The following is a 13,863-nucleotide window of genomic DNA, read 5'->3' on the forward strand; positions in this document are numbered from 1 at the left end:
GGTGATGACGCCAACGCCCCGCCTCCTTGCCCTCGCGGCCGCCTTCGCCGCGGTCCTCTTCGTGTCAGGCTGCACCGAGACGCCGGCTTCGGACGGCCACACCGATCACACCCACGGCGCCTCCGAAGGTGCTCAGCCCGCGGCGTTCAACGACGCCGACGTGACCTTCGCGAAGGACATGATCCCGCACCACGAGCAGGCCGTCGAGATGTCGGCGCTCGTGCCCGACCGCTCGTCCGATCCCGCCGTCGTCGAACTCGCCGCCGCGATCTCGAAGGCCCAGGAGCCAGAAGTGGGGCAGATGCAGGCGTTCCTGAAGGAGTGGACCGGCAGCTCGGAGACCGGGCACGAGGGCCACGACATGGGCGCGATGAACATGCAGGGAATGGTCGATGGGGCCACGATGGAGAAGCTGAAGACGCTGAAGGGCGCCGACTTCGACACGCTGTGGCTCCGATCGATGATCGGCCATCACGAGGGAGCCATCGCCATGGCCAAGACGGAGATCGCCGACGGCGCCGACGCCGATGCGAAGAAGCTCGCCGAGTCGATCGTCGACGCGCAGCAGTCGGAGATCGCCCAGATGAAGTCGATGTTGGGAGAGTGACGTGACCGAGGTTGACATGGCGGAGTCGAACGACGCTGCACTGCATGGCTATTCGACGAACAAAGACAACTACGCCAAGCGGCTGCGACGCATCGAGGGCCAGGTCCGCGGCATCGCGAAGATGATCGACGACGACAAGTACTGCATCGACGTGCTCACCCAGATCAGTGCGGTCAACAGTGCGCTGCAGTCGGTCGCCCTGGGACTGCTCGACGAGCACCTCGGACACTGCGTCTCGCACGCCGTCGCCGAGGGCGGTGACGAAGCCGAACGCAAGCTCGCCGAGGCGTCGGCGGCCATCGCGCGCCTGGTGCGTTCCTGATCCGTCTCGTCGCCGCGACCATTCCGGTGCTCGAGGCGTTGCGCCGCGACGCCGACGAATTCGCCGCACTGGTCGGCAGTCCCGTGCCCGCCGGATGGCCTCAGTTCGACGAGGGCATCGAGTTCACCATCGACGTCCTGCGCGAGCGGCCCGCGCAGGCGCAGTGGTGGCTGCACCTGTTCTTCGACGACGACGTCCTGGTCGGCTCGGGCGGCTTCGTCGGCCCGCCTGACGATGGGGTCGTCGAGATCGGCTACGAGATCGCCCCCGCCTACCGCGGCCGGGGCCGCGCCACGGGCGCCGCCCGCGCACTCGCCGCCCAGGCCTTCGCGGCCGGGAACGTCCACACCGTCCTCGCGCACACCGCATCGCACCGCAGCGCCTCCACGTCGGTGCTCGAGCGGATCGGGTTCGGATTCCTCGGCACGTTCCCCGACGAGGAGGAGGGCACGGTCTGGCGGTGGGAACTCGCGTGTCCGGAGGTCCCGCTGAGTCCGTTCTCAGCGCTGAAGAGGTAACGGATGGCGGCAGGGAACCGAACTACACAGCAGATCAGCGGCGGCTCGTCGCCCGTTCACGCATTGCTGGACGGGTGTCCAGGGGCCGTCGACGGCAGGAGTGGGTGCCGGCGCTGTGACACACTGGGGTCAGTTTTTGGGTTATGGAGGTGGCGCAATGCCGCAAGGGACGTCGTACGGGTTGCCAACGAAGGCACTGAAGAAACTAGGCATCGCGATCGTCGCCGGTGTGCTGGTCGGAGGAGCAGTCGTCGGTACGCCGTCGGCGCTGGCAGAGCCGGCTCCCGACCCCGCGGTGATCGACGCGCCTCCCGCGCCGGCACCGCCGCCGTTCCAGATGCCCCCGATGCCGTGGGATCCGCCCCCGGCACCCGCTGCCGCCCCTCCGGCGGCCGCGCCGGTGGATCCGCTGGCACCGGCCGATCCACTCGCGCCCGCCGCACCGGCGGCGCCGCTCAACAACTACGGCGCACCCGCCGCCGTTCCCGAGGGCACGCCCGCGGGCCAGAACCCGCTGCCCTACACGGGTGAGCCGGTCTTCGCGCCGCCGACCTTCAACCCGGTCAACGGGTCCATGGTCGGTGTGGCCAAGCCGATCTACATCAACTTCGCCCGGCCCATCGTCGACCGCGCGATGGCCGAGCAGGCCGTGCACATCTCGTCGACCCCTGCGGTGCCCGGACGGTTCTACTGGACCGGTGACACCCAGTTGCGCTGGCGCCCGATCAACTTCTGGCCCGCCAACACCACCGTGAACATCGACGCGGGTGGCACCAAGTCCAGCTTCCGCACCGGTGACTACCTGGTGGCCACCGTCGACGACGCGACGCACCAGATGGAGATCCGGCGCAACGGCCAGCTCGAGAAGACCTTCCCCGTGTCGATGGGCAAGGAAGACGGCAAGCACGAGACCAAGAACGGCACCTACTACGTGCTGGAGCGCTTCGCCGACATCGTCATGGATTCGTCCACCTACGGCGTCCCCGTGAATTCGTCGGAGGGCTACAAGCTGAAGGTGCAGGACGCCGTTCGCATCGACAACAGCGGCATCTTCGTGCATGGCGCGCCGTGGTCGGTCGGTGACCAGGGCAAGCGCAACGTCAGCCACGGCTGCATCAACCTCAGCGCTGCCAACGCCCAGTGGTTCTACGACAACTTCGGCAGTGGCGACCCCGTCGTCATCAAGAACTCCGTCGGCCTCTACAACCAGCCCGACGGCGCGTCGGATTGGCAGATGTTCTAGGCGTTCTCACGCCGCGCACGTGCTCGACTGGCTACTGGACTCCGATCCGGCGATCCGCTGGCGGGTGGAGCGCGACCTCGCCGGTGCTCCGGACGTGGTCTGGCGGTCCACTCGGGCGCGGGTCGCCACGGAGGGCTTCGGTGCCCGCCTGCTCGCGCTCCAGGACGACGACGGCCAGTGGGCCGGCGGCGCCTTCTTCCCCGCCGACTTCGACTTCGACGGGCCCGAGCGCGACACCGGTCAGCCGTGGACGGCGACGACCTGGTCGCTGAACTCTTTGCGGGAGTGGGGCCTCGACCCCTCCGTCCTCCAGGAGCGGCGGACCGCCGAGCTGCTCGCTACCAACAGTCGGTGGGAGTACGACGACCTGCCGTACTGGGGCGGTGAGGTCGACTGCTGCATCAACGCGTGGACGGTGGCGAACGGAGTCTGGCTCGGTCTCGACGTCGCCGAATTGGCTCGGTGGTTCGTCGAGCATCGCCTGCCCGACGGCGGCTGGAACTGCGAGTGGGTGGAGGGCTCGACCCGGTCGTCCTTCCACTCGACGCTGAATGCGCTGAAGGGGTTGCTCGCGTTCGAGGTGGCGACGGGCGGCACTGCCGCCACTCGCGCCGCACGCCGGGCCGGCGAAGAATATCTGTTGCAGCGCAGCCTGTTCCGTCGGCTCTCGACCGGCCAGCCAGTGGCGCCGTGGGTGACGGAGTTCGGCCATCCGTTCCGCTGGCGCTACAGCGTGCTCAACGCCGCCGACTACTTCCGTGACGCCGCACTGACCGATGGGCGGGCACCGGACCCACGGATGGCCGAGGCCATCGAACTCATCCGAGCGCAACGCCGCGACGACGGCACCTGGCTCCAGGCCGGTCGCCCGCCGGGCAGGGAGTGGTTCGAGGTCGACGCCGGCGTCGGAGAGCCGTCGAAGTGGTTGACGCTGTACGCAACTCGCGTGCTGGCGTGGTGGGACGCCGCGCGGTCGTCATGACGACGCCGTAGCATGGCTCGTCCATCCGCAGGGGACTTCGTCACCGAGACGTTCGGCTACGACGGCGGGCGTAAGGTCACGGTGTACGTCCCACCGGACCCACCAGAGGCAATCGTGTTCGCTGGTGACGGACAGGTGATCTCGCCCTGGGGAGGGCTTCTCGAATCGGATGGCGTGCCCTCGACGATGATCGTCGCCGCTCACCGGCCGGCCGATGAGACTCTCCGTCTGCACGAGTACTCACCGCACTTCGATCCCGACCGGTTCGCGGCGCACGAACTATTCTTCGTCGACGACGTCCGACGATGGACCGCGTCGAGGTTCGGAGTGGAGCTGCTGGCCGAGCGAACCGCAATCCTCGGAGTCTCCGCTGGTGCGGAACTCGCTCTCGCGCTGGGGCTTCGGCATCCCGACATCTATGGCGCGGTCCTCTGCGCCTCACCGGGGGCGGGTTATCGGCCGCCGGCGTCGATGCCGCAGCCGCTTCCGCGGGCGTACCTCGTCGCAGGTACGTCGGAGCCGTTCTTCCTCGAGAACGCCACGCGATGGGCGGACGCCTTGCGCGATGCCGGGGCCGACGTCGTCATGCACGAGCGGGCCGGGTCGCACGGTGACGGGTTCTGGGAGCGTGAGTTTCCGGTGATGGTCGGGTGGGCGTTCGGTCGTTGCGGCGCAGCGTGACTCAGCGGATGTCCGCGTCGGAATCTTCGCGATTTAGCCCCGCTTGTCGGTGTTCGAATGTATGTTCGAAGTATGCAGGCGGAGGCGGCGTGGGAGGCGGTCGGGCGGCTGCGCGCCGACTACGAGGCGTTCGCCGCGTTGCCGATCGATCTGCTGACCCGATCCCAGGTGCTGGCCGTGTGGGACGAGTTCGAGGCGATGGCGTGTCAGATGCCCACCCAACGCCACCGCCTGCTGGCCCGGTTGCAGGCCGAGACCACCCCCCAGGGGATGGGCGCGAAGTCCTGGAACGAGGTGCTGCGGTTGCGGTGGCGGGTGTCTGCGGCCGAGGCGAGCCGCCGGCTGGCCGAAGCCGCCGACCTCGCACCCCGGACGGGTCTGACCGGGGAACCGTTGGCGCCGCTGCTACCCGCAGTGGCCGCCGCCCAGGCGGTCGGAGCGATCACCGCCGAACACGTCAAGATCCTGCGCGACGCGATGAGCCGGATGCCGGCGTGGGTGGACACCCCCACCCGCGACCAGATCGAAGTGGACCTGGTGCGGATCGCGGTCACCGTCGGACCCAAGGACCTCAAGGACGCCGCGGAGATGCGGCTGTTCCTGCTCGACCAGGACGGCCCCGAACCCGACGACACCGAACCCCAGCAGTCCCGGGGTGTGGAGATCGGCCCGCAAGGGCCTGACGGCACCAGAACGATGAGCGGCCAACTCAGCCCGGAGGCGGCGGCGGTGCTGGAGCCGCTGATGGCCAAGTACGCCGCACCCGGGATGTGCAATCCCGCCGACCCCGACCCGTGCACCTCGGGCACCCCCAGCCAGGCCCAGATCGACGGTGATCACCGCACCCGCGCGCAACGCCAGCACGACGCGCTGATCGTGATCGGGCGGATCGCGTTGATGAGTGGAGACCTCGGCCGGCTCAACGGGCTCCCGGTGTCGGTGATCATCCGCACCACCCTCCAAGACCTGGAGTCCAGCGCCGGGGTCGGCGTCACCGGCGGCGGCACCACCGTGCCCATCAAGGACGTGGTGCGGATGGGGGCGCACGCCCACCACTACCTGGCGGTGTTCGACAAGGCCAGCGGGTCGGCGTTGGAGTTGTTTCGGGCCCGTCGGGTCGCCTCCCCCGCGCAACGGATCATGTTGATCGCCCGCGACGGGGGCTGCACCAAACCGGGATGCCCGGTCGGGGCGTACGGCTGCCAGGTCCATCACGCGGTCACCGACTGGGCCCAGGGCGGCAACACCAACGTCGATGAGATGGCGTTGGCGTGCGGCGCGGACAACCGCCTCGTCGGCGAGGGCGGCTGGACCACCACCATCACCGACCGCGGCGACGTGGAATGGCAGCCCCCACCCGACCTCGACAACGGCCACACCCCCATCAACTACCACCACCGCCCCGAACTACTCCTACGCCCACCCCACGACGACACGGGCGACGGCGGCGCCGCCGACGACGGCGACGCGCCCCGACGCAGATCCGCCAGCCTGCGACAACCGCCGGGCGCAGAGGACTCGGAGCCGCAGGAGCCGGCGCCCGCAGAGATACCTGCCGAGGAAGGGCTCGACCCGCGGCCACAAGGGTCGCCGGGGGCGGCGCCGTCGGAGCCGGGGCCCGCAGAGGCACATGCCGAGGAAGGGCTCGAGCAGCCGCTGCCGGAGCCACAGGGGTCGCCGGAGCCGCAGCCGACACCAATGCAGCCCGACCACGAGCCCGGCACCCCCACGCCCGCAACCACTTCCGACCACTTGGCAGCGCTGACCCTCGCGTTCATGGCCACGCCCGTCGGGACTCAACCGTTCCCGGCGCGAGCCGACAGCACCGATCCCGACCCGCCCCACCACACCCGCCTCCGCGACGCAGGCTGGACCCTGCTGCGCATCCACCCCCACGCCGACGGACGCGGCCCACCCGACACCGCCGCGGCCTAGCGCCGCCGCACCCGCCACCCCAGCACCACTCGGTGCCAGGGCCGAACGCTTGTTGTGAGGCGAGAACGTGGGGAGTCAACGCACCCTCCAACGACGAGCGCGCGCCGAGACGTCGGTTGCCGGTTGGCGAGAACGGGTGATACCCGCCAACTTCCGAGTCTCGGCGCGGCCGTCAGGCGCGGGACGCTCTAGCGCACCCCGCGACGATCATTGCGCGGCAGCCGTACCCGGGTGATCACGGCTACGTCGCCGTCACCCAGCATGGTGACCGCGGTGGTGGCGGCCTCGTCCACGGCGGCGACCACGTCGTGCAGCCGCGACGCCGCGTCGACGGTGGCTCGCACGACGACGGTGGGTCGGCCGCGATCCTCGATGGCGACGGCCTTGGCGGACCGCACGGCCGGATGAGCCTGCACCGCAACGGCGGTGGCATCGGCGAGTGAGCCCAGGTCGGCGGTGAAGTGCTGATCGCCACCCGGCGTACTCAGGGTGAAGTCGGAGATGCGTCGGGCAGGCCGGTGGATGGCGAGCCAGCGCAGCCCGATCAGGACGAGCAGCACACCGCCCGCCAGCAGTGCGATCGGCCACCATCCCTGCCCGCTGGCGTCGAGCACCGGCTTCGCGGACAGCTCACGGGGCGCACCGGACAAACGGTTCAGCGACCACAGGATGGCCACGGCAGCCGCGCCGAGGAGCAGCGCACCGATGACGAACGAGGCCACCCGATCCAGGGTGACGGCGGTGCGGGTCACGAGGGTCCTCCGGTCTTCGTTCGAACCTTGATGCTGGGCTGACGGGTCAACGGCTGCAACGCCTCTCGCACGGCGGCGGTGATCGTCTCCGACGTGATGGCGGTGGTCGTCACGTCGGCGCGGACCACGACGGTCGAGCGCGATGCCCGGACGTGGGCCTTCAGCACTCCCGGCACGGCGCGCACCGCGGTGCCGGCCAGCCGCGCCACGGCGTCGTCTTCGAGGTACACCGACGTGTGCGCGGTGACCTCGCGGCCGATCTTCTTGCGCGGCTTCAGCGCGGCGACCACGCAGACGAGCCCGACGAGGGCGACGATCACCGCTGCCGGCACGAGCCACGGAGCCGGCCGGAGTCCGTCGACGGCGTCGATGGCTGCCCCAGACCACGGTCGTCCCCCGACCCAGTCGAATATGACGGCGGCGTCGCGAATCGCAATGGCGCCCAATGCGATCAGGACGATGCTCAATGCGGCACCGACGTAGGTCGCCCCGGCGGACGCGACGGGTGCGTGCGCCTTCGCGGGTTCCACGGTGGGCGTCGCGTCGACGGTGGCGGTCACAGCACGGTCCTCTCCGGACGGACGTCGTCATCGACGACGATGCGGTCGATCCGCACGGTGACACCGTCGACGTGCAGCCCGGCCAGGTCGGTCAGGGCCGCGGTCACGTTGTGGTGCACGGCGGCCGCAACGGCGGGCAGCGGATGCGACCACGCGACCGCGATGTCCACCTCTGCGCGGATGCGGTCTCCGGCGACGGCGACGTGGGTGCGCGGGAGATCGCGACCGACCAGTCGGCCGACGGCGCCGGAGTGGCTCCGCACGCCATGGGTGTCGAGCGCGGCGCGGGTGGCGATCCGTTCCGCGACGCGATCCTTCAGGGTGAGGCGCCCACGCGTGGCGACGTCGTCGTCGCGCGGCTCGCCGGGTTCGTCAGCCACGGCCCCGTCCCCGTAGCAGTGCGGTCGCGTCGAACTCGCCATCGCGGTGTCCACCGATGACGTAGCCGATGGCGCCGAGCACGAGTGCGACGAGGAAGCCGGTGAAACCGCCTGCGGCTGCGGCGACGCCGAGCAACAGGCCGGCCAGCAGGCCCACGGTCGAAGTGGTCATGTCGATCTCCGTATCGGTTGGATGGTTCAGGTGTTCGGGTGAAGCGAAAAGTGGGGAACGCTCAGTGCGGGAGCGTCACGTAGTGGCGGGTGGCACGTCTGCGCCACCAACGGCGCAGTGCTGCACGCCGCCGGCCTCCGGTGGTGCGTACGACCACGGATGGTTCTGGGCGTCGCGCGTCGATCTCGGCCAAGGCTGCGATGAACGCTGACGCAGAGCCGCCGGCGTCGGGGTGATGCGCCCTGGCGGCGGCCCTGCGTGCAGCGGCTCGGCCGAGTCTGTCGTGCGGGTGGGTCATGCCGGTTCGATCACGTCTTCGACGGTGACGTCGACCGCGAGCCCGGGGTACTCGGCGGTCACCGCGCGCCGCACGGCTGCGGCGACGTCGCGGATCGGCGAACCGACGAGCGCGCTGAGGTGGATCTGCACGGTGTCGTCGGTGAGGCGGATGCCTGGGACGCGCCGCCCCGGCAGGTAGGTGCCCACCTCGCCGAACATGCCCGAGTGCAGGTCCGCCACGCCGGGGATGGCCCGCACGACCGCGGCGAGGCGGTCGGCGGGCTCAGCCGCGGCCGAGGGCTCGGTGCCGGTCACTGGACGCGTGCGGCGTGGGGATCGTCGTCGGTCTTGGTGTCGGAGTCGTCGACGACGTGGATGTCGTGCACGGTGATGTCGACCTCGATGACCTCGAGACCGGTCATGCGCTCGATCGCGGCGATCACGTTGCGGCGGATGCCACCGGCGAGATCGGCGATGGAGACGCCGTACTCGGCGACGATGTCGATGTCGATGGCGGCCTGCTTCTCGCCGACCTCGACGGAGACGCCCTGCGAGAAGTTGGTGGTGGCGCCCGGGATGCGCTCACGGAGCGAGCCGACGACGCGCGAGGTGTTGCCACCCAGGTCGTAGACGCCGTGCACCTCGCGTGCGGCGAGCCCGGCGATCTTCGACACGACGGTGTCGGCGATCACGGTCTTGCCGTGGGTGGTCTGCAGGACGCTGGGGCTCGAGGGGGCTACGGTCGACGCCGGGGAAGTCGACGAGGTGGCCTGGCCGTCGGTGGTCTTTGCGCTGGTCATGATTTCTCCTGTGAAAACTCGTAACGGGGTTGATCTTTCGTACATAAGGTTGGACGCAGCCCGGGTCGTGAACCGAACGTCGTGAGGATGTGGTGTACAGCACAGCGGAGTCCACCGACGAGGACGCCGGGGACGACCGATACCTGGCCGCCGCGGCTGCCGCAGGCGACCGGAGCGCGTTCGAGGTGCTCGTCCGCAGACATGGTCCCGCCCTCTACCGCTACGCGCGGCGCATGGTCCGCGACGAGGGCGCGGCGGCCGACATCGCCCAGGAGACGTTCGTCGCTGCGTGGCGCCGGATCGAGGACTTCCGCGCCGATTCGTCGGTCCGGACCTGGCTGTTCGCGATCTGCGCGCGCAAGGTGGTCGATTCGCGGCGCGTGCGCGTCGCGCAGCCCATCGACGACCGGCTGGTCGATCCGGCGGACACGTCCGCGGGATCCGATCCGTTCGCGTCGGTGTCGAATCACGAGTTCCTGGCCGCACTGGAGGTCGCCCTCTCCGAACTGCCCGTGCGTCAACGTGAGGTGTGGATCCTGAGAGACATTGAGCGATTGACGTTTCCGCAGATTGGCGACATCCTGAGTTTGAGTCCCGACGCGGCGCGAGGACATCATCACCGTGCGCGTACCACCCTGGCCCAACGACTGCAGCGATGGCGATGACTACCGACCCGATCTCCGAACGGATCCTCGAGCGTGCGCGCGACGTACTGCGCGACACCCCCGAGCCGGGGTGGGACGCCGTCGTGGAACAGGTACTTGCGCGGGTGCGCGCCACCCCGCGGCAGGGCTGGCCGATCCGCGCCGAGGACCCCGCCGCCGGCGTCGCCCCGGGCGGGATCGCCGTCACCGATCTGGCGCTGAGCGGTCAGATCGCCCGCCGGGTGCGGACGATGGCCGACGTGGAACTCGACGGCGTCGAGATCAGGGTCGTCGACGAGCGGCTGACGGCCGTACGCGTCGACCTCGCGGGCCACTACGGCGCCCGCCTCGGACCCACCGGCGGCGTGGTGCGCACCGCGATCGAGGACGTCCTCGCCGAGACCCTCGGCGACCGCGCCGCGGGAGTGCCGATCGACCTGGTGTTCACCGACGTCGTCACCGACGGGCCGGACCCGGACGACACGGATCCGCTCCGCGACTGACCGTCGCGGGTCGCGAACGCCGCCGACCACCATCTCGCTCTCCCCGGGCGCCCGACGAGGGGTGTCGTCGGTGCTTCTCCGCTGAGGCTAGCGCCAGATGCGCACCCGCGAGGCGGGCTCGAGATACAGCTCGTCGGACTCGGTGACGTCGAACGCGTCGTAGTAGGCGTCCATGTTGCGGATCACGCCGTTGCAGCGGAACTCCGGCGGCGAGTGCGGGTCGATGGCGAGTCGCCGGATCGCCTCTGCGTCACGGGACTTCGTCCGCCACACCTGCGCCCACCCGTAGAACACCCGCTGCACGCCGGTCAGCCCGTCGATCACCGGGGCCTCCTTGCCCTCCAGCGACAGCTCGTACGCCAGCAGCGCGATCGACAGCCCGCCGAGGTCGCCGATGTTCTCGCCGACGGTGAACGCGCCGTTCACGTGCTGGCCCTCGTCGAGCTGGCGCGGCACGAACTCCTCGTACTGGTCGATGAGCGCCTTGGTGCGCTGGCCGAACTCGGCGCGGTCGTGGTCGGTCCACCAGTCGACGAGGTTGCCGTCGCCGTCGTACTTGGCACCCTGATCGTCGAAGCCGTGGCCGATCTCGTGGCCGATGACGGCGCCGATCCCGCCGTAGTTCGCGGCGTCGTCCGCCTCGGCGTCGAAGAACGGCGGCTGCAGGATCGCGGCGGGAAAGACGATCTCGTTCATCCCGGGGTTGTAGTAGGCGTTGACCGTCTGCGGCGTCATGAACCACTCGTCGCGGTCGACCGGCCCACCGAGCTTCGCCAGTTCGCGGTCGGTTTCGACGGCCTGGCCCCGCACGTAATTGCCGTAGAGGTCGTTGCGGTCGATCACCAGCGCCGAGTAGTCGCGCCACCGCGCCGGGTAGCCGATCTTCGGGGTGAACTTGTCGAGCTTGGCCAGGGCGCGCTGCCGCGTCTCCGGCGTCATCCACTCGAGGTCGCCGATGCTCACCCGGTAGGCCTTGCGCAGGTTCTCGACCAGCTCGTCCATCCGGGCCTTCGACCCGGGTGGGAAGTGGCGCTCGACGTACAGCTTGCCCACCGCGTCGCCCAGGAGGCCCTCGACCAGCGACACCCCGCGCTTCCAGCGGTCCCGGATCTGCTCGGTGCCCGACAGCCTGCGGCCGTAGAAGTCGAAGTTCTCGGCGATGACGTCGTCGGTGAGGATCGCGGAGCGCGCGCTGATGACCCGCCAGCGCAACCAGTTCTTCCAGTCCTCGAGGTCGCGCTCGGCCCACCGCGCCGCGAACGCGGTCAGGTAGTCGGGCTGCCGGACGACGATCTCGGCGATCTGCTCGCCGGTGGTGCCCAGTGCGGCGGCCCAGCCCGACCAGTCGAATCCCGGTGCCTCGTCGGGCAGCTCGGCGAAGCGGCGCAGGTTGTAGGTCAGGTCGGCGTCGCGGCGCTTGACGACGTCCCAGTGTGCGGCGGCCAGTTCGGTCTCGAGCGCGACGATGCGCTCGGCCGTTGCCTGCCATTCGCCGGGCTGCGGCTCCTCGCCGAACACCAGCCCGAACATCCGGGCGACGTGGCCGGGGTAGGCCGCGAGGATGTCCGCGTGCTGCGGGTCGCGGTAGTACGACTCGTCGGGCAGCCCGAGCCCGGACTGCGAGAAGTGCAGCAGGTAGCGGGTCGAGTCCTTGGAATCGGTGTCGACGTACACGCCGGTCCCGCCGCCGATGCCGACGCGCTGCAGAGCGCCGAGGACGGCGGCCAGGGCGTCGTGGTCGGCGGCCTCGTCGACGGCGGCGAGTTCGGCCAGCAACGGCCGGACACCCGCGGCGGCGACGGCGGCCTCGTCCATGAAGCTCGCGAAGAGGTCGCCCACGCGCTGCTCCTCGGTGCCCTCCGGCGCGCTGGTATTCCCCGGGTCGCTGCGCTCCTGCCCGCCGGAAGCGGCAGCGGACTCGTCGATCAACTCCCGCACCTGCTCCTCGGCCCGATCGGCGAGCGTGCGGAACGCACCGTCGGTCGCGCGGTCGGCGGGAATCTCGTACTCGGTGAGCCAGCGCCCGTTGACGTGACCGAAGAGGTCGTCCTGCGGGCGGGCGTCGTCGTCGACGTAGGAGAGATCGATACCGGATCTGATGGCTTCAAGCGTCACCCTGCCATCCTGCCACCGGGCGGGGGATGCTCGCCGGGGCGAGGTCGGCCGGGCGAATTCGGCTGCCGGGTACCCTCACGCCCATGCCCGACGAGCCCGCAGAAGCGCAGCGCGAGCCCACCGAGACGACGTCCGACCGCACGATCACCGGCTACGGCATCGCGTCCGCCGTGCTCGGCGTCCTCTCCGTCGCGGCCGTCGTCCTCGGTTTCATGATCTGGTCGGGCCACCGCAGCGACGCCGAGGAGCGGACTTACCAGACCGAGGTGCTGCAGGCCGCGGTCGACTGGACCAACGTGCTGGTCAACATGAATGCGGGCACCATTGACGAGAGCCTGCGCACGCTGCACGAGGGCACGGTCGGTCAGCTGAACGCCGACTTCGACACGACGGTCGAACCGTTCCGGCAACTCGTCGCGAAGCTGCAGTCGCAGACCACCGGCCAGGTCGAGTCGGTGTCGATCGAGTCGCTGCACCACGACCTCCCGGGCCAGAAGCCGGCCGGGCCGCAGCCCGAGCTGTCGACCGTCGCGTCGCGCACCGACACCGTGATCGTCGTCGCGACCTCGGTGAGCACGAACGCGGGCAACGCGGCCCCGAAGCCCATCCGGTGGAACCTGCGGCTGGGCGTCTCCGACGTCAACGGCAAGCTGCTCGTCTCCAAGCTGGAGGCACTGCGATGAGGAACCGGTTGCGCGTCGCGCTGTTCGACGTCCTCGCCCCGCTCGCGGCGATCGCCGCGCTGATCTTCGTCGGCGTCGCGCTGCAGTGGCCGGTGTGGTGGGTCGCGGTGACGTCAGTGCTGTGCCTGCTGATCCTGCAGGGCATGGTCGTGGACTTCGTGCTCTACCGCCGCGACGGCGTCACGGTCGGCACCGATGACGACGGGCCCGGGCTCCGGCTGGCCGTCGCCGCGGTGGCCGCTGCCGCGCTGATCGCCGCGGTCGTCGTCGGTTACACGCAGTGGACCGTGCCCGACCGGGACATGCGCGCCGACATCGCCGAGGTGACCGGCATCGCGAGCAGCGTCGCCGAGGCGTCGGCGACGTTCACCCCACAGGATCCGGACGCCTCGATCAACCGGGCCACCGGCCTGATGACACCGGAGCGCGCCGAGGTCTACCGACGTGACTTCTCCACCGTGGCAAAGGAATTGACGAGCAAGAACATCTCGGGTCAGGCGGAGACCATCTCCGCGGGCGTCGAGGCCATCGGCCCCGCCGTGGCGAGCGTCGCCGTCGTCATGCGCGGCACGCAGAACGCCCCGGGCAAGCCCGCCGACGTCGCGACGTACGCACTGCGCATCACGCTCACCAAGGACGGCGGTACGTGGCTGGTGGTGGACGTGACGCCGATCAACACCCGCTAGG

At 70.1% G+C, this 13,863-nt stretch carries 17 protein-coding genes and 1 pseudogene; 11 read left to right on the top strand and 7 right to left on the bottom strand.

Features of this window, described 5'->3' with window-relative positions:
- The first annotated feature begins 4 nt into the window (after nucleotides 1–4).
- The 7 genes and pseudogenes from G6N64_RS07270 to G6N64_RS07300 all read left to right on the top strand — a co-directional run.
- Nucleotides 5–607 (top strand): DUF305 domain-containing protein, encoded by a 603-nt coding sequence (locus G6N64_RS07270; RefSeq protein WP_163801497.1) that lies wholly within the window; start codon nucleotides 5–7, stop codon nucleotides 605–607.
- 16 nt (nucleotides 608–623) lie between these two features.
- On the top strand, nucleotides 624–929 hold the full coding sequence (ricR, locus tag G6N64_RS07275) for a copper-sensing transcriptional repressor RicR (protein ID WP_163801498.1): 306 nt from the start codon (nucleotides 624–626) through the stop codon (nucleotides 927–929).
- Nucleotides 930–955: 26 nt separating this feature from the next.
- Nucleotides 956–1,447 carry a GNAT family N-acetyltransferase gene (locus G6N64_RS07280; RefSeq protein ID WP_246231000.1) on the top strand — a complete coding sequence of 164 codons (492 nt, stop codon included), beginning with the start codon at nucleotides 956–958 and terminating at the stop codon, nucleotides 1,445–1,447.
- Between the two features lie 157 nt (nucleotides 1,448–1,604).
- On the top strand, nucleotides 1,605–2,690 hold the full coding sequence (locus tag G6N64_RS07285; protein ID WP_163796267.1) for a L,D-transpeptidase: 1,086 nt from the start codon (nucleotides 1,605–1,607) through the stop codon (nucleotides 2,688–2,690).
- Nucleotides 2,691–2,709: 19 nt separating this feature from the next.
- A complete protein-coding gene (locus G6N64_RS07290) occupies nucleotides 2,710–3,672 on the top strand; it encodes a squalene cyclase (RefSeq protein WP_163796268.1) in 963 nt (320 codons plus the stop codon).
- Nucleotides 3,673–3,684: 12 nt separating this feature from the next.
- Nucleotides 3,685–4,353, top strand: a complete 669-nt coding sequence (locus G6N64_RS07295; protein ID WP_163796269.1) for an alpha/beta hydrolase — start codon at nucleotides 3,685–3,687, stop codon at nucleotides 4,351–4,353.
- Between the two features lie 57 nt (nucleotides 4,354–4,410).
- Nucleotides 4,411–5,901 (top strand): annotated as a pseudogene (locus G6N64_RS07300) (HNH endonuclease signature motif containing protein); the annotation flags it as partial.
- Between the two features lie 575 nt (nucleotides 5,902–6,476).
- Here G6N64_RS07300 and G6N64_RS07305 read toward each other — a convergent pair.
- The 6 genes from G6N64_RS07305 to G6N64_RS07330 form a co-directional block, all read right to left on the bottom strand.
- On the bottom strand, nucleotides 6,477–7,040 hold the full coding sequence (locus G6N64_RS07305; protein ID WP_163796270.1) for a hypothetical protein: 564 nt from the start codon (nucleotides 7,038–7,040) through the stop codon (nucleotides 6,477–6,479).
- A complete protein-coding gene (locus G6N64_RS07310) occupies nucleotides 7,037–7,600 on the bottom strand; it encodes a DUF6286 domain-containing protein (RefSeq protein ID WP_163796271.1) in 564 nt (187 codons plus the stop codon). The genes G6N64_RS07305 and G6N64_RS07310 overlap by 4 nt, the downstream gene beginning before the upstream one ends.
- Nucleotides 7,597–7,980, bottom strand: coding sequence for an Asp23/Gls24 family envelope stress response protein (locus G6N64_RS07315; RefSeq protein ID WP_246231002.1), 384 nt, complete (start codon nucleotides 7,978–7,980; stop codon nucleotides 7,597–7,599). Before G6N64_RS07315 ends, G6N64_RS07310 begins: the two co-directional genes overlap by 4 nt.
- On the bottom strand, nucleotides 7,973–8,152 hold the full coding sequence (locus tag G6N64_RS07320; RefSeq protein WP_163796273.1) for a hypothetical protein: 180 nt from the start codon (nucleotides 8,150–8,152) through the stop codon (nucleotides 7,973–7,975). Before G6N64_RS07320 ends, G6N64_RS07315 begins: the two co-directional genes overlap by 8 nt.
- 294 nt (nucleotides 8,153–8,446) lie before the next feature.
- On the bottom strand, nucleotides 8,447–8,746 hold the full coding sequence (locus G6N64_RS07325; RefSeq protein WP_163796274.1) for a hypothetical protein: 300 nt from the start codon (nucleotides 8,744–8,746) through the stop codon (nucleotides 8,447–8,449).
- Entirely contained in the window at nucleotides 8,743–9,231 is a 489-nt protein-coding gene (locus G6N64_RS07330; RefSeq protein ID WP_163796275.1) for an Asp23/Gls24 family envelope stress response protein, read from the bottom strand. The genes G6N64_RS07325 and G6N64_RS07330 overlap by 4 nt, the downstream gene beginning before the upstream one ends.
- Before the next feature lie 92 nt (nucleotides 9,232–9,323).
- Between G6N64_RS07330 and G6N64_RS07335 the strand changes: the two genes are divergently transcribed.
- Nucleotides 9,324–9,896: an RNA polymerase sigma factor gene (locus G6N64_RS07335; protein ID WP_246231004.1), complete on the top strand. Its 573-nt coding sequence runs from the start codon at nucleotides 9,324–9,326 to the stop codon at nucleotides 9,894–9,896.
- Entirely contained in the window at nucleotides 9,887–10,378 is a 492-nt protein-coding gene (locus G6N64_RS07340) for a hypothetical protein (RefSeq protein WP_163796277.1), read from the top strand. The genes G6N64_RS07335 and G6N64_RS07340 overlap by 10 nt, the downstream gene beginning before the upstream one ends.
- Before the next feature lie 87 nt (nucleotides 10,379–10,465).
- On the opposite strand, the gene G6N64_RS07345 is transcribed toward G6N64_RS07340, so the two are convergent.
- On the bottom strand, nucleotides 10,466–12,493 hold the full coding sequence (locus tag G6N64_RS07345; protein WP_163796278.1) for a M13 family metallopeptidase: 2,028 nt from the start codon (nucleotides 12,491–12,493) through the stop codon (nucleotides 10,466–10,468).
- 83 nt (nucleotides 12,494–12,576) lie between these two features.
- On the opposite strand from G6N64_RS07345, the gene G6N64_RS07350 reads away from it, so the two are divergent.
- The gene (locus tag G6N64_RS07350) at nucleotides 12,577–13,176 is read left to right on the top strand and encodes a hypothetical protein (RefSeq protein ID WP_163796279.1); all 600 of its coding nucleotides are present in this window, start codon (nucleotides 12,577–12,579) and stop codon (nucleotides 13,174–13,176) included.
- On the top strand, nucleotides 13,173–13,862 hold the full coding sequence (locus G6N64_RS07355) for a hypothetical protein (RefSeq protein WP_163796280.1): 690 nt from the start codon (nucleotides 13,173–13,175) through the stop codon (nucleotides 13,860–13,862). Before G6N64_RS07350 ends, G6N64_RS07355 begins: the two co-directional genes overlap by 4 nt.
- Nucleotide 13,863: the final 1 nt, after the last annotated feature.

The organism is Mycolicibacterium sediminis (assembly GCF_010731735.1).
Taxonomy (GTDB): Bacteria; Actinomycetota; Actinomycetes; order Mycobacteriales; family Mycobacteriaceae; genus Mycobacterium; species Mycobacterium sediminis.